Origin of the sequence: Haloarchaeobius litoreus (assembly GCF_024495425.1) — an archaeon.
Taxonomy (GTDB): Archaea; Halobacteriota; Halobacteria; order Halobacteriales; family Natrialbaceae; genus Haloarchaeobius; species Haloarchaeobius litoreus.
The window spans coordinates 58,127-79,682 of record NZ_JANHJR010000004.1 but is presented as its reverse complement, the minus strand read 5'-3'; the positions used below and the strand labels follow the sequence as shown (position 1 = coordinate 79,682).

Annotated in this window: 22 protein-coding genes and 4 pseudogenes; 7 read left to right on the top strand and 19 right to left on the bottom strand. The window is 58.1% G+C overall.

Going from position 1 to position 21,556, the window contains the following annotated elements; all coding sequences use genetic code 11:
* Positions 1-108: 108 nt before the first annotated feature.
* From NOW55_RS18040 to NOW55_RS20840, 7 genes and pseudogenes are all read right to left on the bottom strand, one after another.
* Entirely contained in the window at positions 109-477 is a 369-nt protein-coding gene (locus tag NOW55_RS18040) for a hypothetical protein (protein WP_256401518.1), read from the bottom strand.
* A gap of 98 nt (positions 478-575) precedes the next feature.
* Positions 576-1,721, bottom strand: coding sequence for an outer membrane protein assembly factor BamB family protein (locus NOW55_RS18035; RefSeq protein ID WP_368407795.1), 1,146 nt, complete (start codon positions 1,719-1,721; stop codon positions 576-578).
* 271 nt (positions 1,722-1,992) lie between these two features.
* Positions 1,993-3,066: a phospholipase C/P1 nuclease family protein gene (locus NOW55_RS18030; RefSeq protein ID WP_256401516.1), complete on the bottom strand. Its 1,074-nt coding sequence runs from the start codon at positions 3,064-3,066 to the stop codon at positions 1,993-1,995.
* 337 nt (positions 3,067-3,403) lie between these two features.
* Positions 3,404-5,038, bottom strand: coding sequence for an MBL fold metallo-hydrolase (locus NOW55_RS18025; RefSeq protein WP_256401515.1), 1,635 nt, complete (start codon positions 5,036-5,038; stop codon positions 3,404-3,406).
* Positions 5,039-5,236: 198 nt separating this feature from the next.
* Positions 5,237-5,518 carry a helix-turn-helix transcriptional regulator gene (locus NOW55_RS18020; RefSeq protein WP_256401513.1) on the bottom strand — a complete coding sequence of 94 codons (282 nt, stop codon included), beginning with the start codon at positions 5,516-5,518 and terminating at the stop codon, positions 5,237-5,239.
* Between the two features lie 94 nt (positions 5,519-5,612).
* Positions 5,613-6,584, bottom strand: coding sequence for an ArdC-like ssDNA-binding domain-containing protein (locus tag NOW55_RS18015; protein ID WP_390293773.1), 972 nt, complete (start codon positions 6,582-6,584; stop codon positions 5,613-5,615).
* A gap of 472 nt (positions 6,585-7,056) precedes the next feature.
* A pseudogene (locus NOW55_RS20840) lies at positions 7,057-7,526 on the bottom strand (transposase); the annotation flags it as partial.
* A gap of 27 nt (positions 7,527-7,553) precedes the next feature.
* Between NOW55_RS20840 and deoC the strand changes: the two are divergent.
* Positions 7,554-8,234 (top strand): deoxyribose-phosphate aldolase, encoded by a 681-nt coding sequence (gene deoC / locus NOW55_RS18000; RefSeq protein ID WP_256401509.1) that lies wholly within the window; start codon positions 7,554-7,556, stop codon positions 8,232-8,234.
* Positions 8,140-9,132 carry a ribokinase gene (locus NOW55_RS17995; RefSeq protein ID WP_256401508.1) on the top strand — a complete coding sequence of 331 codons (993 nt, stop codon included), beginning with the start codon at positions 8,140-8,142 and terminating at the stop codon, positions 9,130-9,132. Before deoC ends, NOW55_RS17995 begins: the two co-directional genes overlap by 95 nt.
* A gap of 177 nt (positions 9,133-9,309) precedes the next feature.
* Here NOW55_RS17995 and NOW55_RS20970 read toward each other — a convergent pair whose 3' ends face one another.
* From NOW55_RS20970 to NOW55_RS17980, 5 genes are all read right to left on the bottom strand, one after another.
* Positions 9,310-9,447, bottom strand: a complete 138-nt coding sequence (locus tag NOW55_RS20970) for a DUF7837 family putative zinc-binding protein (RefSeq protein ID WP_438266585.1) — start codon at positions 9,445-9,447, stop codon at positions 9,310-9,312.
* Between the two features lie 405 nt (positions 9,448-9,852).
* Complete coding sequence (locus NOW55_RS17990) at positions 9,853-10,851, bottom strand: single stranded DNA-binding domain-containing protein (RefSeq protein ID WP_256401507.1); 999 nt, start codon at positions 10,849-10,851, stop codon at positions 9,853-9,855.
* A gap of 1,226 nt (positions 10,852-12,077) precedes the next feature.
* Entirely contained in the window at positions 12,078-12,407 is a 330-nt protein-coding gene (locus NOW55_RS21025; RefSeq protein ID WP_465260945.1) for a DUF8158 family protein, read from the bottom strand.
* Positions 12,404-12,745, bottom strand: coding sequence for a type II toxin-antitoxin system PemK/MazF family toxin (locus tag NOW55_RS17985; protein ID WP_256401506.1), 342 nt, complete (start codon positions 12,743-12,745; stop codon positions 12,404-12,406). Before NOW55_RS17985 ends, NOW55_RS21025 begins: the two co-directional genes overlap by 4 nt.
* On the bottom strand, positions 12,742-13,101 hold the full coding sequence (locus NOW55_RS17980; RefSeq protein WP_256401505.1) for a MarR family transcriptional regulator: 360 nt from the start codon (positions 13,099-13,101) through the stop codon (positions 12,742-12,744). Before NOW55_RS17980 ends, NOW55_RS17985 begins: the two co-directional genes overlap by 4 nt.
* 170 nt (positions 13,102-13,271) lie before the next feature.
* Here NOW55_RS17980 and NOW55_RS17975 point away from each other — a divergent pair.
* Positions 13,272-13,508: pseudogene (locus tag NOW55_RS17975) on the top strand (IS6 family transposase); the annotation flags it as partial.
* 61 nt (positions 13,509-13,569) lie between these two features.
* On the top strand, positions 13,570-14,646 hold the full coding sequence (locus tag NOW55_RS17970) for a J domain-containing protein (RefSeq protein ID WP_256401504.1): 1,077 nt from the start codon (positions 13,570-13,572) through the stop codon (positions 14,644-14,646).
* Positions 14,647-14,681: 35 nt separating this feature from the next.
* On the opposite strand, the gene NOW55_RS17965 is transcribed toward NOW55_RS17970, so the two are convergent.
* Together NOW55_RS17965 and NOW55_RS17960 are read right to left on the bottom strand one after the other, a co-directional pair.
* Positions 14,682-14,963, bottom strand: coding sequence for a DUF3006 domain-containing protein (locus NOW55_RS17965; protein ID WP_256401503.1), 282 nt, complete (start codon positions 14,961-14,963; stop codon positions 14,682-14,684).
* Complete coding sequence (locus NOW55_RS17960; RefSeq protein ID WP_256401994.1) at positions 14,963-16,369, bottom strand: lamin tail domain-containing protein; 1,407 nt, start codon at positions 16,367-16,369, stop codon at positions 14,963-14,965. The genes NOW55_RS17965 and NOW55_RS17960 overlap by 1 nt, the downstream gene beginning before the upstream one ends.
* 188 nt (positions 16,370-16,557) lie before the next feature.
* Between NOW55_RS17960 and NOW55_RS17955 the strand changes: the two genes are divergently transcribed.
* The gene (locus tag NOW55_RS17955) at positions 16,558-17,493 is read left to right on the top strand and encodes a homing endonuclease associated repeat-containing protein (RefSeq protein WP_256401502.1); all 936 of its coding nucleotides are present in this window, start codon (positions 16,558-16,560) and stop codon (positions 17,491-17,493) included.
* A gap of 82 nt (positions 17,494-17,575) precedes the next feature.
* Entirely contained in the window at positions 17,576-17,779 is a 204-nt protein-coding gene (locus NOW55_RS17950; protein ID WP_390293780.1) for a hypothetical protein, read from the top strand.
* 63 nt (positions 17,780-17,842) lie between these two features.
* On the opposite strand, the gene NOW55_RS17945 is transcribed toward NOW55_RS17950, so the two are convergent.
* The 3 genes and pseudogenes from NOW55_RS17945 to NOW55_RS17935 form a co-directional block, all read right to left on the bottom strand.
* Positions 17,843-18,514, bottom strand: a complete 672-nt coding sequence (locus NOW55_RS17945; protein ID WP_256401501.1) for a hypothetical protein — start codon at positions 18,512-18,514, stop codon at positions 17,843-17,845.
* Between the two features lie 205 nt (positions 18,515-18,719).
* A pseudogene (locus NOW55_RS17940) lies at positions 18,720-18,992 on the bottom strand (DUF8025 family protein).
* Between the two features lie 134 nt (positions 18,993-19,126).
* Entirely contained in the window at positions 19,127-20,278 is a 1,152-nt protein-coding gene (locus NOW55_RS17935; protein ID WP_256401500.1) for a hypothetical protein, read from the bottom strand.
* Positions 20,279-20,379: 101 nt separating this feature from the next.
* Here NOW55_RS17935 and NOW55_RS17930 point away from each other — a divergent pair, with 101 nt between their 5' ends.
* Complete coding sequence (locus tag NOW55_RS17930; RefSeq protein ID WP_256401499.1) at positions 20,380-20,775, top strand: hypothetical protein; 396 nt, start codon at positions 20,380-20,382, stop codon at positions 20,773-20,775.
* 18 nt (positions 20,776-20,793) lie between these two features.
* Here NOW55_RS17930 and NOW55_RS21020 read toward each other — a convergent pair.
* Positions 20,794-20,900, bottom strand: a pseudogene (locus NOW55_RS21020) (DUF8069 family protein); the annotation flags it as partial.
* A gap of 74 nt (positions 20,901-20,974) precedes the next feature.
* The gene (locus NOW55_RS17925; RefSeq protein WP_256401497.1) at positions 20,975-21,520 is read right to left on the bottom strand and encodes a hypothetical protein; all 546 of its coding nucleotides are present in this window, start codon (positions 21,518-21,520) and stop codon (positions 20,975-20,977) included.
* Between the last annotated feature and the right edge of the window lie 36 nt (positions 21,521-21,556).

The window sequence follows — 21,556 nt, the reverse complement described above, 5'->3', positions numbered from 1 at the left end:
GGAGAGGATTTCCAAAATCTTCAGCTATTTGACTGCTATGTATGCAATCCTACCTACCGACTGTTTCACCGCAGATGGTGTCTGACTAAGAGGATTTCAACAGAACCATTACTCCGTAATCCGGAGCTGGTTTTCGACGCGGTAGAGGTAGCCCCGAAGCTCGAGAATTTCGAGCGCTTCCTTAGAATCAGCAGTACTGAACCCTTCGGCCTCAAGCGCCTCGAGCGCAGATTGCTCTTCGATCCCCGAGGAATCATCTATGCTGTCCTGGAGTACAGCGAGGGCCTCCTCTGCGAACGGGGGAATCGGAGTGGAACCACCGTCCATGTCCCTAATTGAGTCGACATTGTGTCTGCAATGTAGTAGGGATACCGGCTTCGGACTTTCTGAGGTGATAGTGTTTTTACGAACGTCGGTGAACTTTCGGACTGCCTCAACGACAGGCAAGCCACCGAGTTCATCCTCCGTTGAACCCACGACACACACGAGGAAGCCAACCTGAACTCTATTCACAGGGAAGTGAGGCCTGAGTGCTATACCGACTCTCCGCAACGAGAATGCGGTGGTGCGAGGAACTAGCTATCCTGTGGCGGCACGTCACCGAGAGCCGCGAGACCGTCGATGGTGGGGTCTGAAAAGAACACAGCTCCGTCGACCAGTACCGGCGGTACCAAGACGTGATGACCTCGATCTAACGCGTAGCGCCAGCGTCTCTCGCCTGATTCACGATCGAGCGCGGTGATCGTCTTCTTCCTGGGTGAAAACTCGGGGTCGTCGACCGGGACCACGACGGTTTCGGCTCCGATACAGATTCCATGGTCGTACGATGGAGCGTCGCGGCGCCATCGTTCCGTTCCGGTTTCGCTGTCGAGTGCGACGGCCCTAGACTCATTGGTAGCGAACACGGTTCCGTCGTCGACGGCAACTGTCCGAGGTGCATCATATGTGCCCTCGCCGAACGAGTAGAGTTCACGGCGCTGGTCGCCAGTTTCCCTGTTATAGACGACGAGCGTGTGCGCGTCGTCCACGATCACTCCGTCCTGGGTCGCAACGGGCGCAGCGGACTCGGGTGCTGACGTAAGCTCACTCCGCCAACGCTCCGAACTATCCTCCATGGAGATGGCAACGAGAGATGGCGCTTCATCTACGTTCTCGACGGCGAACACTCGTCCGTCGTACACAGCAGGGGCAAGGTTGGGTCGACGTACCGTGTTGGTTTCCCAGCGTTTCTCTCCTGTCACTGCCTCGAACGCCTCGATACCGTCGTCAGAAGCAACCAGTACGACCCCGGTGGTTTCGTCCGCAACGATCTGTTCCGAAAAGTCGATTCCGTTCGTTGTTTTCGTCCAAACCCGCTCGCCTGTCTTGGAATCGAGTGCGGCAAGTTCCGTGTCGTACGCCACGATGAACAGGTCGTCAACGAGAACACTCCCGTTTTCCCCGCTGGCGTTGAGTGTGGTGCGCCACTGTTCGGTGCCGTCCTTTGCGTCGAGTGCAATCGCACTTCCATCGAGGCTGGGGTCGAAGTTCGTCATGTATACCGTTCCATCGGAGACTACCGGCTGCCAGCGTGTGAAGGCGTCCGACACCCACGCTAGGTTCCCCTGTGATGGAGCGGATACGTTTGTTGTGAACGTATTTTCCTCGTTGGCTCCGTACTGTGTCCAAGCTCCGGTGGGAACGTCCGGCAGGGGCCTGTCCGAGTGTGAGGCCGAGATCAACGACAGACAGCCTGGGACTGTACTCGCACTAATAGCCGCTATCGACAGGAACTTCCTTCGGTCCATGTTCACCATTTATATAGTAATTATGACTTTTCTTCCATTGCTGTGATTATCAGGTGATTCGATACGTCGTCGGCTGGTGTGTTGAGTACGAACGACCACCAGGAGCAGCCCTCATACTGACTGGGTCAACTTTCCTAGTAATCGCAGCGACGGTTAGACGAGTACAGGTACTTCCTGAGAGCAATCATCATCAAGTACTGATATCTCAGTCGAAGCTAATCAGGCTAACCCTTCCGTGGGAGTAGGCGCCGAGGTTCCACATACCAGCGATTGCCGAACCTTCGACGGTGTAAGCCCAGTCATCACGGTTATTGAGGCCATTGTTGAGGATTGTCTCGTAAACCTGTTCGGAATAGGGCGCTACAGATTCCGCCACCGCCTCGCAAGCTGTTTTCATCGAAGCCGCCAACTGTTCGTTCTCTGTGCCCTGATTGAATTGGTAAATGAGCGGGTTTTGAGTATCTTCCGCGTTCTCCCAGTTGTCCTCTACAAAATACCGATACGCGTCATGGATTGTGCCTTGGGTGGCGAGCACTTGCGGACCAATTGCGCCGGTGTGTAGGGGATGGGACAGGTCCTGCATGAAATGCAGGGCTCGTCCAACTTCGGTCAAATCGTCGTCTTCGGATCCGCCATCCTCTACCCTAAACCAGTGTTCTTGGGCCTCATCTGGTGCTGCACCTGTGACCTCTACCTCAAGCACATCGATTCTCGGATCTATCACCGAGAGAAGGTTCATGACCCCAATTGTCTCTCCTCCCGGAACGTACATATGATGGGGGATCGCCGACTCGTCAATGGCTCGGATTGCTTGTCGGATCTCCTGTTCAACAACATCTGGAGAAATATTGATTATATCGAAATTGTCACCCAGAGACATCCAATCTTTGGAACATACTCGACATTTTTGAGTCCAAGTGTCGGGTTCCACTGCTGCCTCTTTCACAGTATCGACCTCGCTCTCGTAGTCCGTCCCCTCGACTGCGGCCTCTGCCATTCTTTCGTGGATATCTTCGTCGTGCATCGGTTCAACCCTCGGCTCAGCCTCCTGCCTTAGGCCAGCACTTACACTTTCGGCAACACTTTGAACGGCTTCTTCAGCGCGGTTTGAACCTTCCAGTGTATTTCGCCCAATCTCCGTCTCGTGTAATGGACGGACTCTTGATCCAGCGAGGTGGTACGTGAGTTCTCGTTCGTCTTGTTCGGTCCGCTCGACTTCCACCTGGTAGGTTGAACGAAGCTCGTTGACTACTTCCTGTTTTTGTCGAGTTGCATTCATACTCGCGGGTGATTTTCGCCAACAGATCGTCGATTCTATCGTGGTCGACAGTCAGCAACCACCACAGGTGGCCGACGGCATTCTTGACATCGTCTCCAACTGTTCTGTACTCGAAATCCTCCGGCGGCTCTGGGGGATGCTCCGTCCCCTTTCCAGACCTTGCGCCTCCTACCCCAGCAAAACTTGCGAGTGCTGTGGTGCTGCCAATCGCTTTCAACACGCTTCGCCGGTTAGAATTTTCCAATGGCATATACCATTGGCTTTTCAGATGTCGCCATATGAAACCCTTAATATTATATTAAAAATTAAATTAATATTTTGTAGCTAAATATTTGGGCTAGTCAGATGTGTCCACCACTCGAATCTTGATCATCTCACCATGTGTCAGATTTCGTGTTATAGCATCTGGATTTAGAAGACGCAAGAGAAGAGTACCGTCGCCAGCGTCGACGATTTGAACCTCATGGGTGGATGAATCAGCCTTCTCTTTGTCAGTGAGCGACTGTTCGACTCGGGAAAGACGTGATTCAATCTCTTCAAAGTGCTTGGAAATGCTAGTATCCGTATCTTCGAACTCTGGTTCAGTATTCTGGGTCGAAGACTCCAACTTCGGTGGGTACGGAGTCGATTGTTGAGACCAGGTCCTGAACGCGGAGGCATCGAGACCCTCTGCTTCCAGGCTGACCTCGTTCCGTTCCACATCAGACAGTACTCCCTCGGTGTCGATGAACGAGCCGAGGCTGCTCCCGTTTCCGTACTGCTGGCTACGAAGCCGGCGGGCGACACGGTCGTTCACCCACGGTGGTGCCACCCATGTCCCATCTTCGTAGATTTTGTATTCGTCCCAGTCCGTGGTTGCCCACACGAAGCTGTCGTAGCGGTCCTTGTACCGGGAGAGCGCTGGCCCGGACTGGTGCATCATGACGACCTGTCTCGGGGCAAGGTCCTCGACGAGGTCGTCGACAGCCGCCTCTGGTGGATGGTTGCTGTACTGGAAGCGGTCGACGGTACAGCCGGCAGACTCGACCGGTGAGACACTCCCGCTCGTGAGCTGTACTAGCGTTGCCCCCGGGTCGTCTTGAACGCAGTCGTAGAACTTCGCAGCGCTCCCCTCGACAGGTACCTCCGGCCCGGCGATGGTCACAGTGCCGGGTTCGAGGATTGCATCAGGATCGTCGAACGTCGGAACAGACGTTACAGTTGAATAGTCGTACCCGAGGGTTTCGTACAGTTTCGCGGCGTGACCAGTAATCGAGACTGATGGCGGATCGATGTCGTTCGTGTCGAGTTTGGCCAGGAGTGCGGCGATGTGAACGCCGGCCAGTCCACTGGCGGTGACGAGGACGGTCGACCCGGCCTGCACGCGCTCGAGAATCGTCTCGACGGCGGCGGTGAGTTCGCCCTCGAACTCTTCGTTGGTTGCGCCAGTCAGGAAGACGGCGTCGGGCGAGAGCGTCGTGGGGAGACCGGGGAACCCGGCAGCAGATCGCTGCGTCCAGTCCCCGGTCACGAGCATCGTTCTGGTCTCACCACCGTCGTCGAACCGAATCAGAAACCCGGCTGCACCAGGTGTATGTCCGGCTGGAACGGGTCGAAGTTCGACATCGCCCAGGACTGTCGTCCAGTCCGAAATCGGTTCGAGTGCGTCGACGACAGCGTCGACGTTTGAGATGTCGTAGTTGGTTGCTGCTTCGGTCAGGACAGTGTCGAGGATAGCCGCTGTCGGTTCGGAGGTGTAGACGGGAGCGCCATCACGCAGATTCGTGCCTAGGGTTGCGTAATGGTCCAGATGAGCATGGGTGAGGACGATTGCTGTGAGGTATTCGTCGTCCCCGAGTAGCCCATCGACGTCGACGTCTGTGCCTGAATCGAAGAGGATACACGCTGTTTGCTCGGTCACGTCCCCTGAGAGTCGGATTAGTACCGACTCGTGCCCAGAGTGGGGGTTCGCGTGCTGGAAGGTGACCTCCATCGAGTTTCAATTGTTCCTGCACGTAATTAAAGGTCTATTCCTAATTTCTAATCGTGTATCTCTCTCTTTAGTGGGTTCTAGGAGAGATAGAGTGTGTTCGATTGACTCTATTGCTGATACTGGTGTAGGCTACACCGTAATAGCGAACCAGCAAGGAGCGATTGTTGCCACCCAACTGGTTCGCTCTATTCCTTCCGCTCAGGCCGAAGTATCGATGTACTGCGCTTGCCACTCTCCTCTGTCGCCGATTTCACGCCGGCCACGGCGAGTCAGCTTGTAGAAGTTGGTCCGACGGTCCATCTGCCCTTTCTCGACGAGTCCCTTGTCGACGAGCGTGTCGAGGTTCGGGTAGAGGCGGCCGTGGTGAATCTCCTTCTGGTAGTAATCTTCGAGCTCGTCTTTGACTGTAAGGCCCTTGGGTTCGTCGAGACCGGCAATGACGTAGAGCAGATCGCGCTGGAAGCCAGTCAGATCATGCATAGTGCTACAAATTAGCATTCGCTGACAAGTAAACCTGTCGAGGTTGGACGAGTGCCGTACAGGACAGCACTGATTGACCAGCTCAGGTTGGCAGCTACTGTGTCAGTTCGATCGCGTCGATGATCTCCTGCGCTGTATCCACAATTCGCTGTAGACGCTCCTGAATCGCCTCTGCCGGCTCGCCCTCCCAGGCGGCGACGTAGAACGCGCTGTTCGAGGCATCGAGCCCGAAGTATTGTGAGACCACGTAGGCGGTACTCTCAGCTTCGACCTCACGCTTCTCGCGTTCGTCCACGTCATCGACGTCGAAGTGCAGCAGGGCATGAGTGTATTCGTGAGCGAGCACACTGGCCACCTGTGCGTCGTTCCCTACGTCCTCGACCTCGACGAGCAAGGAGCAATCGTACGTGCTTCGTTCGGTACAGACGCCTGCAGCGTCTCCGTGGGTCCAGTCCTCGGGAGGTACGAGGTTCACACGAACTCCCAGCTTCGGTGCCGCCTCGAGCAGCGCATCGAGCAGTTCGTCCTCACTCCCGTCTCCGTGGGCAGTCGTATCGAGCTCGGGGAGGGGTTCACCCTCGGTCTGGGATACGTCGAACACGGGCACGGGTTTGAACCCGACGAGTCCCTTCTCCCACTCCTCAGGTGGTCTCTCGTCGTACTCACAGTCGCTGCTGGCGTGGTAGGACTGTGAGTTCCCACAGTCGGGACATCGCTTCGCGATAATGGGTGCCCATATCCAGATCGCCGACTCGCCCTTCGAGACGTGACGGTCGAACTCGTTCCGCCACGTGTTGTAGCCCGCAACGCGTGTCGCCTCGGGGCACTGGTGCTTGATCAGGAGTGTGTTCCGATAGGAGTAGTCGTGGAACCGTGACTGGACGTCTAGCCACTCCTGGAGTTCGTTGCTGGCTCTCGCTTCGTCCGAGAGTTCGGCGAACTGTTCGACCCACGCTTCGAGCGAGTCGTGCATCTCGTCGCGACGACTGTCGGAATCGTCGAACTCGACTCTTGCTCGGGATTCGTTAGGTTCGGTACTATCGGTCTGAGGTGTCTCACAGGGCATCGAGAATCTCCGAGGGAGGTATTGCTCTCCCTCACCCGGTCAGGGAGTGAAAAATGGGCTCTCGGTGGCGGATTACTGGAACCCGTCGGCTACTGCTGCTCTTCCAGCTCTGTTGAAACCCTCTTCATCAGATACTATCTGCGGTGAAACTGCCGGTAAGTAGGATTGCGTATCGACCGGTAACGACTTGTCAGTCGTACCTGTCGTAATCCTCTATGGATGAAAATGAACCGAACGTGAAAGCGATGTTTGCGGGGGTTCAGATGACACTGCTCGCAATCGTTTGCCTCTTGGCGAGTCAATTAGTCGGTGCCCTCGCCGGAGTGGGGTTGCTTCTTGCAGCAGCCGGAACCGTTGTTGTAGGTATCGCTATCAAGCGGTAAATGCAGTGCCTACATCTAACGATTACACCTATCCGTCCTGTTCGCGACTGGGCATTTCAATAGAGCCGTTCTTCCAAGAACTCGAGGAGCACCTCGACCTCTTCCATCTCCGCTTTGTAGGTCAACAAGTAGCTTAAGCGGTCGAACGCCCACGAATGTAAGTCCCAGTTGCTGTGCTTGCCCCAGTTCTTCGACTTGCCGTTTTCCTCGTCGTCACGGACTCCGGAGAGGTCGCCCACCACGACCGTTCCAACGCCCTACTCAACGCATCGTTCAACGATGTGCTTGGAGAGCGTGTGGACGTAGTGGGTGCGGCGAGCCGACTGCTTCCGGTTCAACTGCGTGGTTTGCTCGGAATTCGAGTCGTCACAGCGAGCGATAGGCTTGCTGAAGTAGTAGTCCTGCTTCAGTCAATTCAGCGGATACAACTCGCTGTGTCCGTCATGTAGGCGAGTGCGGCGAAGTTGGTGATGTCGAGGTCACCATCGACGGTCTTCTTACCCGGTGCTTCAGCAACCCCGGTCTCGACTTTGCAGACGAAGAGCAGTCCCCATTGGTTTATCATCACGTGCGGGCACGTGGCTGCATGGACAGAACACCGGACGAGATTGCCTCGACGATTCAACACACGGAAGTAGGGCCGACTGCCGATCGTGACAGGATTATCGAGCTCTGCGACGAGTGCGTCGAGTACGGGTTTGACGGTGCGATGGTGTTGCCCTGCTGGGTCTCGCTTGCGCGGGAACGGCTCGATGGGACCGACGTAACCGTCTGCTCGGCCGCCGGGTTCCCCATGGGTGGGGACAATCGAATCGCGAAGGCGGCTGCTGTTCGTGACGCCGTCGCGGCGGGTGCCGAGGAGGTTGACGTGATGCCGAACATCGGCTATCTCAAGTCCGGTATGGACGAGAAGCTTCGCGAGGAAATGGAACTGGTCGTCGAGGCGTCCGGTGACGCTGTCTGCAAGGCGATGTTGGAACTCGGCGCGCTCGACGAGGCTGAGTCCGAGCGCATCACCGAACTCGCGATCGAGGCGGGCTTCGACTACATCAAGACCTCGAGTGGGTGGGGCGAAGGAGGCAAAGCAACTGTAGAGCGCGTCGAGTTCCTCGCCGAGCGCGCACCCGAGCATGTTGGCGTGAAGGCAAGCGGCGGCATCCGGACGCTCGATGATGCAAACGAACTACTGGATGCTGGTGCGGAACTGCTCGGTTCCTCTAGTGGCGTCGCGATCGTCGAGGGGGGACGGGGAGATGGGGAGTACTGAGCCCGCGATCGCCGTCGTCGGCAGCTACAACGTCGGTCTCGTCACGGAGGTCCCCCGGTTCCCGGTCCCCGGTGAGACCGTCACCGGGTCGACCTACAGGGAAGTACCCGGCGGGAAGGGGTCGAACCAGGCAATCGGCGCGGCCAGACTCGGTGCTGATGCGGTCTTCATTGGCTGTGTCGGCGGTGACGCTTACGCCGCGGACGCGTTCGACCTCTGGGATCGCGAAGGTGTCGACGCCAGCGCAGTCTCACAGGTCGAGACGCATACTGGCGTCGGGACTGTCTTGGTTGATGACCGCGGCGAGAACGAAATTGTAGTCGTCCCCGGTGCGAACTACCACCTCGGGCGCGAGCAGGTAGCCGACGCGGCAGACCGAATCGACGACTGCGACGTTTTGCTCGTCCAACTCGAGGTCGATGACGACGCGGTTCGGGCCGCCGTCGAGACAGCTGCCGAATGTGGGGTTGATGTCGTGTTGAACCCTGCACCGGCTCGTGAACTCCCGATGGATGTGCTTCGGAACGTCGACTACCTGACGCCCAACGAGAGCGAGGCGCGTGTGCTCGCTGGACTGTCACCGGACGAGGACGTCGATGTGGGCGCGGACCTGCTGGAACTGGGTGTCCGCACCGTCGTCACGACTCAAGGGGGAGATGGTGCCATCGTCCGGGACGCGGATGGTCAAACGCACGTTCCAACGCCCACAGTCGACGTCGTCGACACGACAGGGGCGGGAGACGCGTTCAACGCCGCGTTCGCCGTCGCGCTGGCCGACGGAGCATCGACAGTCGAAGCGGCACGGTTCGGCTGTCGGGCGGGGGCAGTGACGACAACCGAGTTCGACGTCGTCCCGGCCCTCCCGACCCTCGATGACATCGATACACTGGACGACTGAAGAGGGCAAGCGATGAAGAACTGCTTATAACTCGTACCGGGCGATATCACTACAACTACATTCGGGGCATGAATTCTGTGCCTTCTCTAAACTGGTCCCACAAGATCGACACTCGAGGAGTTCCGTTGTCTCAGCCGAGCTCGGAGAGAGCCGTTTTAGCAATCGTAACATAGTGAATTACTGTGAGTCGACGACATCCTGACACTCGGGGCATTCAGCCCAGACACCGCCTGAATACTCAACCAGGGTATAGTGAGACAGAATCTCACAACCGCAGTGCGGGCAGTCACTGAGGTACGGGCCCTGAGTGCTCATATGAGTATGAAAGCGTGTGACCGAGGGCCGCAATGCCCTCTACAATTCTCTGAGGAGATGAGGTCACATATACCTCAGTGAACCAAAGTGAAAGTGAAAACAGAGGAGAGTCTTTCAGTCAACTGGGGGTCCGGATCCCGACGATAGGAATCGTATGTAACCGACAAGAGGGACATTCCTGACGGCTGTTGGTTAATGCAGTAGCCAGCGAAAACAGTGTTCACCAATAGAGGTTGTGGCTGCGCGCGCAGCGCAGCGAGCACGGAGCGGAGGGTGGGGAGGCGGGGATGCGGTGCTAGGTGAGAGACGAGCAGACAGAGAGCACTTATAGACAACTGCCCCAGCCCCACCGGTGCGTCGGCAAAAAAAGAGAGCCGCTCGTGGCCGAGAGAAGAGCCTACGAGCTCAGTCTTGGAGCACGTCCAGACGTTGCTCGGTCGAACCCGCGCTGAAGTTCGCATGGGTCACCGTCCCGTTTCGTGGGCTCGGACCGTCGCCACGTTCGAGGACGGTCACCTCTGACTCAGACGTCACCGCCAGCGTCGGGTCACCACCGTACCAGCCAACCTCACAGTTCAGCAGTCGGACCCGGTCACCCTCGCGGAGTACCGTCCCGACTTGGGAGCGCTTCCAGATCGTCAGCTTCGCCGTCGCCGACCCATCGTCGAGCACACCCACCTGTTGCTGATTGACCGCCGCCGGCTGGTAGAGTGTATTCACTTCGGCTTCGACGTTCGCCTGGATGGCGTACTTGGGATGGCCCATCCACTCTGCGATGGTCCCGATGGGCTGAATCGCATCCGTCCCTTTCGCCACCTCCTCGTTCGTCTTCAGAACGGCTGCCGTCAACCCCATGTTCTGGCATGCGATCTTCTCCGCGAGTTGCTTCGCGTAGGCTCCCCGAGATGGTCCACGGAAGCGCTCTGCCAGCTGCATCCCGTATCGGTTCACCCCGCCCAGGGTGTCCGCGTCGAGTTGTTCACGCGGGTCGACGTCGGGGTCGCCACCGCTCCCGAGCACGCCTCGCTCTCTGAAGTCACGAACGCGCTTGCTGGATTCCTGTTCCGTCTGCACCCTGCACGACCGCTCCCGGTCGATGCCTGCCTCTTCAGCCGCCAGCGCACGGTCCCGCTGCCGTGCCAGCTCTTGCTCTTCGGCCAGTCGCCGTTCCTCCGCTGATAGCGTCGTCCCGTACGGGTGGTCCAGCCCGGATTTCCGGCTCCAGTCGTAGTCGATTCGACCCTGCTTCTCGAGTTCGACGGTGGGTCGCAGCTCAGGTGCGTGTTCCCCACATGCCGCCTCCGCCAGAAGTTCGTCTTCGTCCTCGATAGCGTCCTCGAGGGTCAGTTGTTCAGTCGTCTGTGCGTCCGAACCTTCATCACGGATCGTGTTTCTACTAGACATTGGTATCGACCTAGGTACCGCTGAAGGCGCTCACACGGCGTCTTCTTCCGACACCACGACTCACCAGCCGTGGCTCTCATCTCGAAACGTCCTCAGGGACTCCGTCCCCGAGGCGCTCGCGGCGCGCCTTCAGCCGAACTTGTTCGGCGCGGCGCGACGCCGACAGGCTTCCTCACCAATCCAGTGAGGGGTGGAAGCTCGCGGTGAGCGCGCGCTCACCGACGTAATCCTGCTGACCCGCGGGTCTGTCCCACCGCGTCCGTCGCAAGACGCAACGCAAGGCGGGACAGAGACGGCAAGCAGCACGGTTTACGTCGGTGGACGGCCTCGCACAAGGCCGCAGCGAGCGACGGCGCGCGGGACACAGCCCGGACCGGCGACCAGCCCCCGAGGAGTCCGTGCGAGCGAACTCGTTCGCGAGCGTGGAAGCTCGGGGCTGGGAGCCGCAGCCCGGCACCGTCCCCGCGCGCCGAGCGAGTTTGAGCGCAGGCCCGGCAGGCAGCGCAGCCAGCCCATGCGAGGACCGTCAGCGACGCCGAGGGACGAGGCGTCGCTGGCCGACGAGCGCGGGTGACGGCGACCCCGAGGCGGGTTGTCGGGGTCGCCGTCACGGCGAGCAGCCCGTCCCGGAACGCGCAAGAGGCCGCGTCTGAGCCCAGCGGGCGTCGACGCGAGGGCGGTTTCGAGCGTCGGCGCCCGCAGGCGAAGATGCAGCCGGTCCGGTCCCGGTCGAACCCGGTCGCGGGCCGAGTGCTCGCAGGCCCGCTCTCGGATGAGTCCGGTATCGGGCGGCTGCACTCGGCCCGACCCGGCCCAGGACCGTGTCCCGTCCGTCGCAGACGCAACGGAAACGCGAAAGCCCGGGCCCGGCAGGAACGGTCTGCACGGCCGGAGCGCGCGCAACCCGAGGAGTCCACCCCGAACGAACCGCTGCGGATACACCGGACAGCAGGCTCGCGATACTGGACTGTGGTTGATCAGGTCTCGGAGAGAGCCACAGACGGTCCCGATGTGAGACGGAACTCCCGAATGGTGCGGATGCTCAAGTGGACTGGTCGTGGACGGCCCACCTATCCCTTCCTTCGTCGAGGATCGACTTCCTCAGGCCCTGGTGGACTTAGAAAGGGCGAGGCCGTCTCGGTCGTCCCTCGGCCCCGAAAGCACCGCAGGCACGAGGAGCGCAACGCGGGTCGCGGGACGTCGAGCGGCCGAGGGCTTTCGAAGAATTACGCTTGTTGTTCCGTATTCAGCTCGTCGAGAGTCTGTGTCGCGACCGTCCCAATCCGGACTCCATCGAGCACCACAATGTCGTGGTCTGCAGCAGCGGTCCGAAACGGGACGCCGTCGACGAGGATACGGTGGATGACCGCCTGAACAACTGATTCCCCGTATCGATCGACGATTGTAGCCAACGTCGCATCGAGATGTGCATCCGGGTGATTTGTTCGCGGATCCGCAGCCCGGGAGAAAATGCGTTCACAAATGCTGTCGACCGATACATCGTCGCGAGTGCCTGTTCGCTCTGGGACATCATACACGGCTGGGTGATTGGTCATTCCTCGGTCGGTGGTTCGAGATAGGTCTCGAGAGCTTCGACGACAGTCTGAACGAACGACTCCTCTAGCCGGCCCTGCCGCCGGACAATCGCGGCATGCTTCGGCGACGCCACCACCCATGGCGAAGCGAAACTCTGTCCAGGCATTCCTCCCTCGACCCAGTCAGCGTCTTCAAGAGGAATTCCCTCATCGTGGGGCGTCGTCGTCAGCGTGACAGTCATGTACTCCTCGTCACCGAACGGGTGGCTGTCGTTATTGAGTATCAGCCACGGCCGCGGGTTCTCCCCGGATTTGAACGGATCGGGGCCCCAGACGACATCGCCTCGCTGATAGCTCATTCAGTGTCCTCGTCGTCGACGGCATGCTCCAGCCACTCGTCCATGTCCTCCTCACCGAAGCGGTCGTTGGCTGTTCGCGTGCTCTCGGCCATGTTCATGTAGGCAGCGACGTTGTCGGCCTCGCCGAGAGCCCAGTAGTTGCCTTTGTGACGGACGAGCCCACGATCTTCGAGACGCGAGAGGACAACGCTGATGCTCCCAGCTTTCACGTCGGTGGCGTCGCGGATTTCGCTCTGGGTGAACGCCTGGTCGGGATGGGCAGCGAGGAACCGCATCACGCGGTCGGCGTTCGTCTCTCCACGGTTCTGGAGGTGGTCCTCGGGAGAGGATTCGAACGTCTCGATGTCGATAGGCATGTGTATTCTTTTGTCTGTGGATGTATTAGATGTATCGACGTATTCGCAAAGAACACGCCATTCAGTAGTGGTTGGTCCCCTCCCATCGCACTGTGCTGGGAGGCATCGATGTTGACGTCGTATTCGTTGGCGATGATTTCCAACGCGGGCTCGTACGCCGGCCAGTTCTGCGTCATTTCGTCGACGATGCAATCTTTCTCGTCGATGGAGCGCCGTGGTTGCAGGCAACCTGTCACCGTCACGGGTTCCGATTCCAGCATGAAGCTCACGGGGATCGCAATAGCGTCGAACGTGTCTTTAGAGAGGTAAAACGAAGAACAAACCAGTTCTCAAATTGACCGAGTCACGCCGAAGCAGAGACTGTCGAAAATTGGTTGCAAGCGTTCGCATGCAATCAACTAATCTGAACCCTACCACTCTCTACAGCCAAATATTATATCTGATATTAGGTGCCAGAGTGAGGTATCAATGACCTACGACTACTATTCTGTATTGGACTTGGAGAACGAAGCTCCTATTGTTGAAGTTCAACGTAAGTACCGCGAAAAGGTAAAGGAAACACATCCTGATGTGAGTGAGAATCCTAATTCTGAACGCCAATTCAGACAGGTCCGAGAAGCATATGAAGTATTATCAGATAGAGAGAAACGAAGTAGATATCATCAGGCAAAACACGACCACTTTGTAGCAGAATTTGGGGGGTTTACATCTGAGGAGTTAGAACAAGTAAATGAAGTACATATTCAGTCTGCGGACGTTATCTCAAAAGCCCAGGCTGAACCGATTGATTCTACTACGTCTGAGACCTCTAAGGCTTCACAACGGGATACTAAACAAGTTAAAGATCCGATGTCCCTTTGGGAGATTCTAATTCAGGGAAGAATTGCCAGTAACGATCATACGTGGGTTTATGCGGTCAGAAACATAGCGTTTCTTACATTGTTATATGTAATATTTAGGGTTATCGAAGTGTTCAATTCCCCCGTGGACGTGGCTGGAGCAGGTTTACTAATAGGTCTGGTCGTTGCGTTGGCCCTGCGCGGAGTTTATCTCACCTGGCTACATTCTATCCGAAAAAGTCACATAAAAATCGACCACTCTCCTGAACCAGATGCATTTGCAATTCCGGCCCCGTTCGCAGTCGGTGTTGTCGGCTACTTTTTATCACTATTCTTAGTTTTCTCCCCTGAAATTCAATCACTCGGGAATCAATTATTTATTTCAATTAGTAGCTTTGCTGGGTTTTGGGGTGTGATTATCTTACTAATTGGGTATTTTGGTATTATTCTCGCGATCGGGTGGGGGACTGCTGATGACTATTACAACCTAAAATACGAAATCAATCCACCTCTATGGAATTTCGTAATTCAGCTCCCACTATTCTTGATCATTGCAGTCCTATCAATGGGGACTGGCCCTGTATTTCGAATAGCGATCTCAATAATAATGACCACCCCATTCGTCATAGCAATTTTATATATGGATAAGTACCACTCTGAAATTTTTCATGAAGTAGGTTGGAAAGTCAGGAATTTCACGGGGTGAGCAAACTCTCTCTCAGGATGGCGTCAGAATATATCCTACAGTTCATCCGCGTCTCCGCTGGGTGACTCCTTCGACAACTGGTCGAAGCGGGATTGAGAACGCTCCTTACGCCCCTCGGACTTCTCTGCGCGATTGCGGATAGAGACCTCGACATCCGAGACCATGACCTCGAACACGGCGTCCTGATGACGGCCCTGCTCGGGCAGCAGGCAACGCTTGAGCAGCAGTTCGTCGACCTGCTCGCCGTCCTGTTCGAGCAGCAGGACAGCGGTCGAGTCCTCGAACCGGTCTAGGACGGCGGTGTATTCCTCGGACATCAGTAGCTCTCCTCGATGACGACGGTCCCATCGTCAGTACGCACAATCACGGTATCGCCGCCATTGTTCCAGACGGCTGTCTCCTGCCCCCAGTACAGGTCCGTGGCCGAGTCGGTACCGCTGCCACTGTGGATGGTCACACGCTCGCCGGGCGCCAGCGTGAAGTCGTCAGGGAACTCGAACGTCTTCCCGGCCTCGTCGACGAGCTCCCAGCCACTCAGGTCCAGCGTCGCATCGCCGCTGTTCTCGAGCACGACGTACTCGTCGTTGAGGTTCTCGTTGTCGTTCCCTTCGGCATCGGCGTTGATGTCCACGAGCGAGAGCTCACCGCCACCGTCGGTGGCCACATCGGTCGCGGGAGCAACCGAGCCAGTCCCCACAATCGTCTCTCGGACGACCGCCTCGCTGTAGGTCCCTGGTTCGACGGGGCCTCCGGAGCGGAGCGACGTCGGGTCCGTCGGCGCTTCGTTCTGGGTCGCGATACTGACCGCGCTCCCGTTGCTGTAGACCACGACGTTCCCGTGGGTTGCAGTCCAGTAGGTCGGAATCGACCGGCTGGCGAAGCGCTGGAGCGTCTCCTCGTGCGGATGGCCGTACTGGGAGTCGTACGCACTAGTGACCACGACGACCTGTGGCTGGACGGCGTCGAGGAGACTCGACCGGGAGCTGGAGCGACTGCCGTGGTGGCCGGCTTTGAACACGGTCGAATCGAGTTCGCTACCGAATTCGTCGACGAGTGCTTCCTCACCCTCGACTTCGGCATCACCGGTGAAGAGGAAGCTCGTTTCGCCGTGGGTCACACGGAGTACGAGGCTGTTCTCATTGCGCTGTCCGTTCGCGAGGAGATCCTGTGGTGGACCGAGCACCGAGACGTCGACGCCATCCACAGGCATCTGTGCGCCTTCGCGAGTCTGGTAGAGGGGCACCTCGTACTCCTCGACGGCGTCCAGATAACGGCTGTAGGTTTCCGAACTCGACGCGAGACCGGGATCGTAGACGGCCCCGACACCCTCGCCCTCCGTCTCGAAGTACTCGATGACCGCTGCGTGGCCGCCGATATGGTCCGCGTCGGCGTGCGAAGTCACGAGATGGTCAATGCGGTCAACGCCGATCTCCTGCAGGTAGTTGACCACGTACTCGCCTTCTTCCGGCCAGTCCCCGCTATCGATGAGCAGGGTCTCTCCGGTCGGCGTGATCAGCAGAGTGCTGGCTGATTGCCCGACGTTGATGAAGTGGACCTCCAGCGTGCCGTTCGCCGCTACTGCGTTCTCTCCACTCTCGGGTGTGGTTGGGCTGTCGACGGGGCCGTCTCCGTTCGTGGTGGCTGAATCAGTGAGGGCCGCACAGCCAGCGAGACTGACGAAAAGGACGACGACGAGAACTAGCCTGCCGCGTGAAACGCGCATACAGCGTGGATTCCGCTGGAGTGAGAAAAGCGTACCCTTGCCCCGAATCGAAAGGAGGGGGAGAGAGTCAGGGACGATTGAGAGATTGTTAACCAACAATTCCACTTTGTTGGTTAACGAAACACGTTCGGAAACCAGAACTCCTTCCAGTAAGGACTGTCGTTGAATAAACAGGCAGGGGAGAGACAGTGAGCCAGAAACAGCATCTACTGGATGAAATCGCCGACCTCGGGGAGGAACTCGAACGGACGCCCACGCTAGCAGACGCGATGGCGAGAGACGAGTTTCCATCGCTCGTCGAATTTCAGGACGAGTTCGGGTCGTGGTATCGAGCACTGTGGAAGGCGGGGTTCACCCCGAATGGCCCGCCGAGCTACTGGACGAAAGTGGACATCGAGGCAGCATTGGCTGCGCTCGGAGACGTCCCCGATGACCCACCAGTGACGGTCGACCTCCAGCAGAACGCGGTCTATCCGTCACTGTCCGTGGTTCACGACCGGTTCGAGAGCTGGGAGGCTGCCCTCGAGGCAGCTGGTTACGAGACACCGGTACGTCCGACACAGAAGTGGACTGCGGACCGGCTTCTGGACGACCTGAACGAGTTCGCCGACTCACTCGGACGGAAACCGAAGGCGGTCGATGTCGCACACGAGGCGGACATGGCCGCACCAAGAACGTACGACCACGTCTTCGGTTCCTGGAACGCCGCTCTCAAGGAAGCTGGATTCTCCGCAACACCAGTCGGTAACCCACGAGAGTATTCGGACGAGGAACTCATCAGCGAACTCCGGTCGATAGCTGCAGACCTCGATCGACCGCCACGGATGGCTGATGTCGGAGCAGACGACGGGTCTCCATCTCCGAGCGTGTTCAGGGATCGGTTCGGAACATGGGCTGCTGCGCTAGCGGCTGCAGGTATCGAGACAGAATTCAAGCGATCCCCACAATATACCGACTCGGATCTACTTGATGCACTCCGAACGCTCACAGAGAGAGTTGAGCGCACACCAAATATCGACGATCTGAATGAATTCGACGATCTGCCGGCACCAGCGACCTACTATCGCCGATTCGAGTCGTTCACTGAGGCGCTGGAGCGCTCTGGGGTCAGCTCGAAGGCGTGACTTTCCACGATTGAGATTGTTGACTTTCCAAAATCTCGGCTCTGTGTATCCTCCAGAAAGCACTGGGCTTGGGCAGCTTCGAATGCAGGCCCGCGCTCTGTTCGAATTCCCTGTCGTCGAGGAAATCGCTACCGATGTCGGGATACTCTACGACGGCCAGCTCGTTGCAGAGGGACCGCCAGCAGATTTGAAAGACCGCCTGGAACCCGGGGACGACAGCACACTCGAAGACGTCTTGCTGGATGTTACGGCTGCGGAAGCAGACGAGTCTGACGGCACTATCTAGTCGAGGAAATTGAGCGCGATCAGTTCGTAGCGATTCACAATCGTTGGTTGGTACGGCTAGGACTCACTGGGCAGCAGCGAGCAGGCGGACGGGCCTGGTCAGTCGGCGACCAAGCCGGCGGACCTCACCTCGTTTGCCGGCGTAGGTGTCGTCGCGGACGTATCCGCCATCGGTGGCAGTCGCCCGAGCGTCGTGTTCCAGGAACTTGATGGCGGTCTGGACGCGGCGTTCCCCGATGTCGGTCCGTTCCGCGAGCTCGCCGACCGTCAGGGGGTGGTCCGCTGCACGGAGTTCCTCGTGGACGAGTCGCGTCACCTGAATCGTCAACATGGCCTCACCGGCGTCCGCGTCCTCGAGCCCGAGATCGGGGCGGTCGGCGGCCGTGTCGATCCCCGTCCAGCGGGCGACCGCGCTATCGAGAGCCAGCCAGGGACCGGCAAGAAGCGCGACGGCAGCGAGGACACGTCCGGCGATGTTGCCCTCGCCGGAGAGCCAAAGGACTGCGCCGCCAACCCCGAGAACGCATCCAACGGCGATCCAGACCAGACGTCGGTCGAGGATCTTGGCTTCCATCGCGGCGCTCAGCACGCCCGCGAGTGCCGCCAGCGCACCGAGATACGCGACCTGCCAGAGGTCGTCGCCGACCACGGCGAGCGCCACGAGAACGGCCAGGACGGCAGCGACGGTCCGGGGCCGGAACTCCTCTCGGAGTGCGTTGACGAATGTCTCGGTCACGTTCACGAACTGTATTGCAGACAGCATAAATCTCTCGCTCGTGGACCTTCCGGTGGCTAGTGTGCCGATGCCTCTATCAGAGCGAAACCACTATGTGCATCTCGATAACCCCGAAACACTGACACACAGGGAGTCATTGCTCTCGCCTGCTGCGCCGGCAGCCATCGCCGGCGCTCCAAAAACCCCTCTCTCGCGCCAATGGGTCTCAGGCCTCCTCAACTCGTTCGACAGTGATAGTCAGGTTGCCCGATTCGTAGTCGGCCTCGAAGGCGACGGTGAACGCATCCGCCTCCTAAACGGCATGGTAGGCGCGGTGGCGGTCGAGTCAGTCTGTCGCCTTGAAGTGGAAGAATGCGGCCGCCATGAAGGGCTTGCTCTGTGTTCCAACCTGCGACTCGACGGATTCGGGGAGCGCGATCTGGGGCGTCTCCGTGTCGACAGTGAACAGGACGTCTTCGAAGGTGTGTGTTCCGAGGATTGCATCGGGATCCGTCTCCGCCTGGAAGGCACAGTGGACACAGGCCGGGTAAGAAACCTGATCGCCCTCTCCCACGGTTTGGGCCTAGGCGCCGGGGTGGAAGTCGCGGAAGGTTCAGCTGATGAGGATGTCAATCAGGAGATTTCGATGCTTCGCACGCCACCCAAATCAGTGTCCCAGTGTCGGGCGTAGGACTTACTGTACAGACCGACTGGTGACGCTGCGTCGGCGTGTGAATCAAGCAAGAGATAGTGTAATTTTTTGTCAACGAACCGGATCTGGTGACATGCCCGATTCCGATCTGCGTAATAGAAGGAGGCAACTGACTCAAGGGTTCCAGTTTTCGTTAGTATCTGGTCACTCTTTGAAGACTCATACCGTACCGTAACTTCCACAGGGGGGACTTCGCCATCCACAGCAGATGCCAACTTGCGCAGAACGTCCTCAGAAAGGGAGAGCTCCGAAGCTTGGTCGATTGCTGACTTGAGCTGCTTGACCCGCTGTGGAAGACTGAGCTCAGTGAGCGGCGAGAAATGAATTTCGGGAAGTGATTCATTCCTCACTGTCCATGATTCAGCGGCCTGTGGATCGACTCTGACGTATTCGACTGAGAGTGCTGGGGTATCGCTTTTGCCTTCCCACTGGATGCTGAATGGCTTCGAGGTACCGAATACGTCGACGGTCCCCTGGGGACCGCTGGGTGGATTGAGCCTGTGTGAAATCAAGGGGAGGATTTTGAGATTGTTTCTCTCCACACTAGCTTGGCCAGAGAAGTCAATCAACACAGAAACGACCGGGGATTCTGAGTAGTCGATGAATGGCTGGGACGGATTGGGAACAGCCCCACTCGAATCCACTACTGCAATCGCTGTTCCTTGAATCTCTTTGACGGCCGGCTGTTCGACTCCATCTTTTCGAAGACCCACCACGATGTCGTCGCCAACCTCGACACCGCGGAGTTCGGAACTCAAATTAAGAGTGTGCATCTGCGGTTCGGGAAACGGTTCCTCCGCAAACTCAAGTCGGATCTCGAGTTCGTCGTCAGCAGTTGCCGGTGTGAACGTATAGATTCCTGGCTCGGGCGACTCCTTGATTGTGAGTGCGATGGTTCGGTTTGTCCCAATTGGTTGAGCCAGGACGGAACTGAACCCACTTGGCCCACCGGACACAGATAACACTGGAGCATCTGAGTCAGGCAATTGCCAACAGAGACCTCCTGAGACAGCAAAGTCATTTCCCTGGGTGAGCTTGGTTTCGTTCCAGAAGGCTTGGGCTCGGTTCTCCATCGATACGGAACGATTGGGTAGTACTCACTTGCCTCTTTTCACGCTCGCACGCGGGGGTTGGTGCAAAAATCCCTATTCTCCCCCCGGTTTACAACCAATTCGTGATGCGAGAACCAACGTACCAGAAGATTCGGAACGAAATGCACACAGACCATTATCGTATTCCCGACCCCAATCGGGTTGGTGGCGTGATTAGTGTAGTGCGTGGGGTGCTCGACACCCGTCAGGTAGACTGGAAAATTCGTGTTCGCGAAGGGACACTGCAGAATGCTTGTGACTACTACCACGACGGTGAGCTAATTTCCAGCGGAGACTGGTTCCGGTTCGAGTTCGTAAGCATCAACGAGGCCGGCGATACCGTCCAGTTTGCTCACCAGCATGGTGGAGGTGAGATGCCGTTGGATGAGTGGATCGAAGGTGCCGCAAAAGGACATATAGAAGATGAATTAGGGGAGGTTTGGAACGACGTTAAAGAGATGTCCGAATCTGAACAATAATTTGGCTCAGAGGACGTAGACGTCCACCGTGTGGACGCCGGGGGCGTCGTGGCTTTGGGTGAGCAGCGTCGCTCGAACTGTTCGTAGTCGGCAATCGTGTCGTCGTGAGGGTCGGGACCAGGCATGTTTGGATTACGCCGCGTACACTATCGCGCGCTGACCGCCTCCCGGCGCCGACAAACAGCCAGAGCGAACAGCGTCAGTCAGGTCGCGGGTCGCGATAGCCGATGACGGCGACGTCGTCGATGAACAGGACGCCCTTCATGAAGTCGAGCTTGGTCAGGCTGTGCTGGTAGAGGTTATGTCGCCCGAGATAGTTCACCGGCACCACCAGACAGCCGAACTCGATCTTCGACCGGCCGTCCTTCTGGGTGCGGTACCCCTTCTGGAACTTGAGGAGGTCGTCGCTGACGTTCTTCCGTTCGCTCTTCTCGACCTCGATGGCGATGCGGGCGTCGGCGTCGTAGAGGTCGACGCTGTAGTTGAACCCCTGATGCGACCAGAGCTTGCAGTTCGGGTTGTAGCCGCCGGCAGCATCCCCCTCGTACTCGTACTGTGAGAGCCCGTCGGCGATTTCGGCATCGAGCCCAGCGACCTCCGTGTGTTTCGTCGACCCGTCGAAGACGCTTGCCGGGACGGCCTCGACGGCCGACCGAATCGACGACAGTGCATCGTCCGGAAACGCCTCGGACGAGGTCTGGGTGCGGCGCTCGCTCAGTTTGGTGACCTCCTTGACGACGACCATACTCGCTTTCGACTAACAGCGGCCCTATAAAACCCG

Bases quoted from the DNA above. Each gene is read 5' to 3' on its own strand.
- NOW55_RS18030 (WP_256401516.1), bottom strand. From the start codon at position 3,066: ATGAATGCAACTCGACAAAAACAGGAAGTAGTCAACGAGCTTCGTTCA.
- NOW55_RS18025 (WP_256401515.1), bottom strand. From the start codon at position 5,038: ATGGAGGTCACCTTCCAGCACGCGAACCCCCACTCTGGGCACGAGTCG.
- NOW55_RS18020 (WP_256401513.1), bottom strand. From the start codon at position 5,518: ATGCATGATCTGACTGGCTTCCAGCGCGATCTGCTCTACGTCATTGCC.
- NOW55_RS18015 (WP_390293773.1), bottom strand. From the start codon at position 6,584: ATGCCCTGTGAGACACCTCAGACCGATAGTACCGAACCTAACGAATCC.
- deoC (WP_256401509.1), top strand. From the start codon at position 7,554: ATGGACAGAACACCGGACGAGATTGCCTCGACGATTCAACACACGGAA.
- NOW55_RS17995 (WP_256401508.1), top strand. From the start codon at position 8,140: ATGCAAACGAACTACTGGATGCTGGTGCGGAACTGCTCGGTTCCTCTA.
- NOW55_RS20970 (WP_438266585.1), bottom strand. From the start codon at position 9,447: ATGAGCACTCAGGGCCCGTACCTCAGTGACTGCCCGCACTGCGGTTGT.
- NOW55_RS17990 (WP_256401507.1), bottom strand. From the start codon at position 10,851: ATGTCTAGTAGAAACACGATCCGTGATGAAGGTTCGGACGCACAGACG.
- NOW55_RS21025 (WP_465260945.1), bottom strand. From the start codon at position 12,407: ATGACCAATCACCCAGCCGTGTATGATGTCCCAGAGCGAACAGGCACT.
- NOW55_RS17985 (WP_256401506.1), bottom strand. From the start codon at position 12,745: ATGAGCTATCAGCGAGGCGATGTCGTCTGGGGCCCCGATCCGTTCAAA.
- NOW55_RS17980 (WP_256401505.1), bottom strand. From the start codon at position 13,101: ATGCCTATCGACATCGAGACGTTCGAATCCTCTCCCGAGGACCACCTC.
- NOW55_RS17970 (WP_256401504.1), top strand. From the start codon at position 13,570: ATGACCTACGACTACTATTCTGTATTGGACTTGGAGAACGAAGCTCCT.
- NOW55_RS17965 (WP_256401503.1), bottom strand. From the start codon at position 14,963: ATGTCCGAGGAATACACCGCCGTCCTAGACCGGTTCGAGGACTCGACC.
- NOW55_RS17960 (WP_256401994.1), bottom strand. From the start codon at position 16,369: ATGCGCGTTTCACGCGGCAGGCTAGTTCTCGTCGTCGTCCTTTTCGTC.
- NOW55_RS17950 (WP_390293780.1), top strand. From the start codon at position 17,576: ATGCAGGCCCGCGCTCTGTTCGAATTCCCTGTCGTCGAGGAAATCGCT.
- NOW55_RS17935 (WP_256401500.1), bottom strand. From the start codon at position 20,278: ATGGAGAACCGAGCCCAAGCCTTCTGGAACGAAACCAAGCTCACCCAG.
- NOW55_RS17925 (WP_256401497.1), bottom strand. From the start codon at position 21,520: ATGGTCGTCGTCAAGGAGGTCACCAAACTGAGCGAGCGCCGCACCCAG.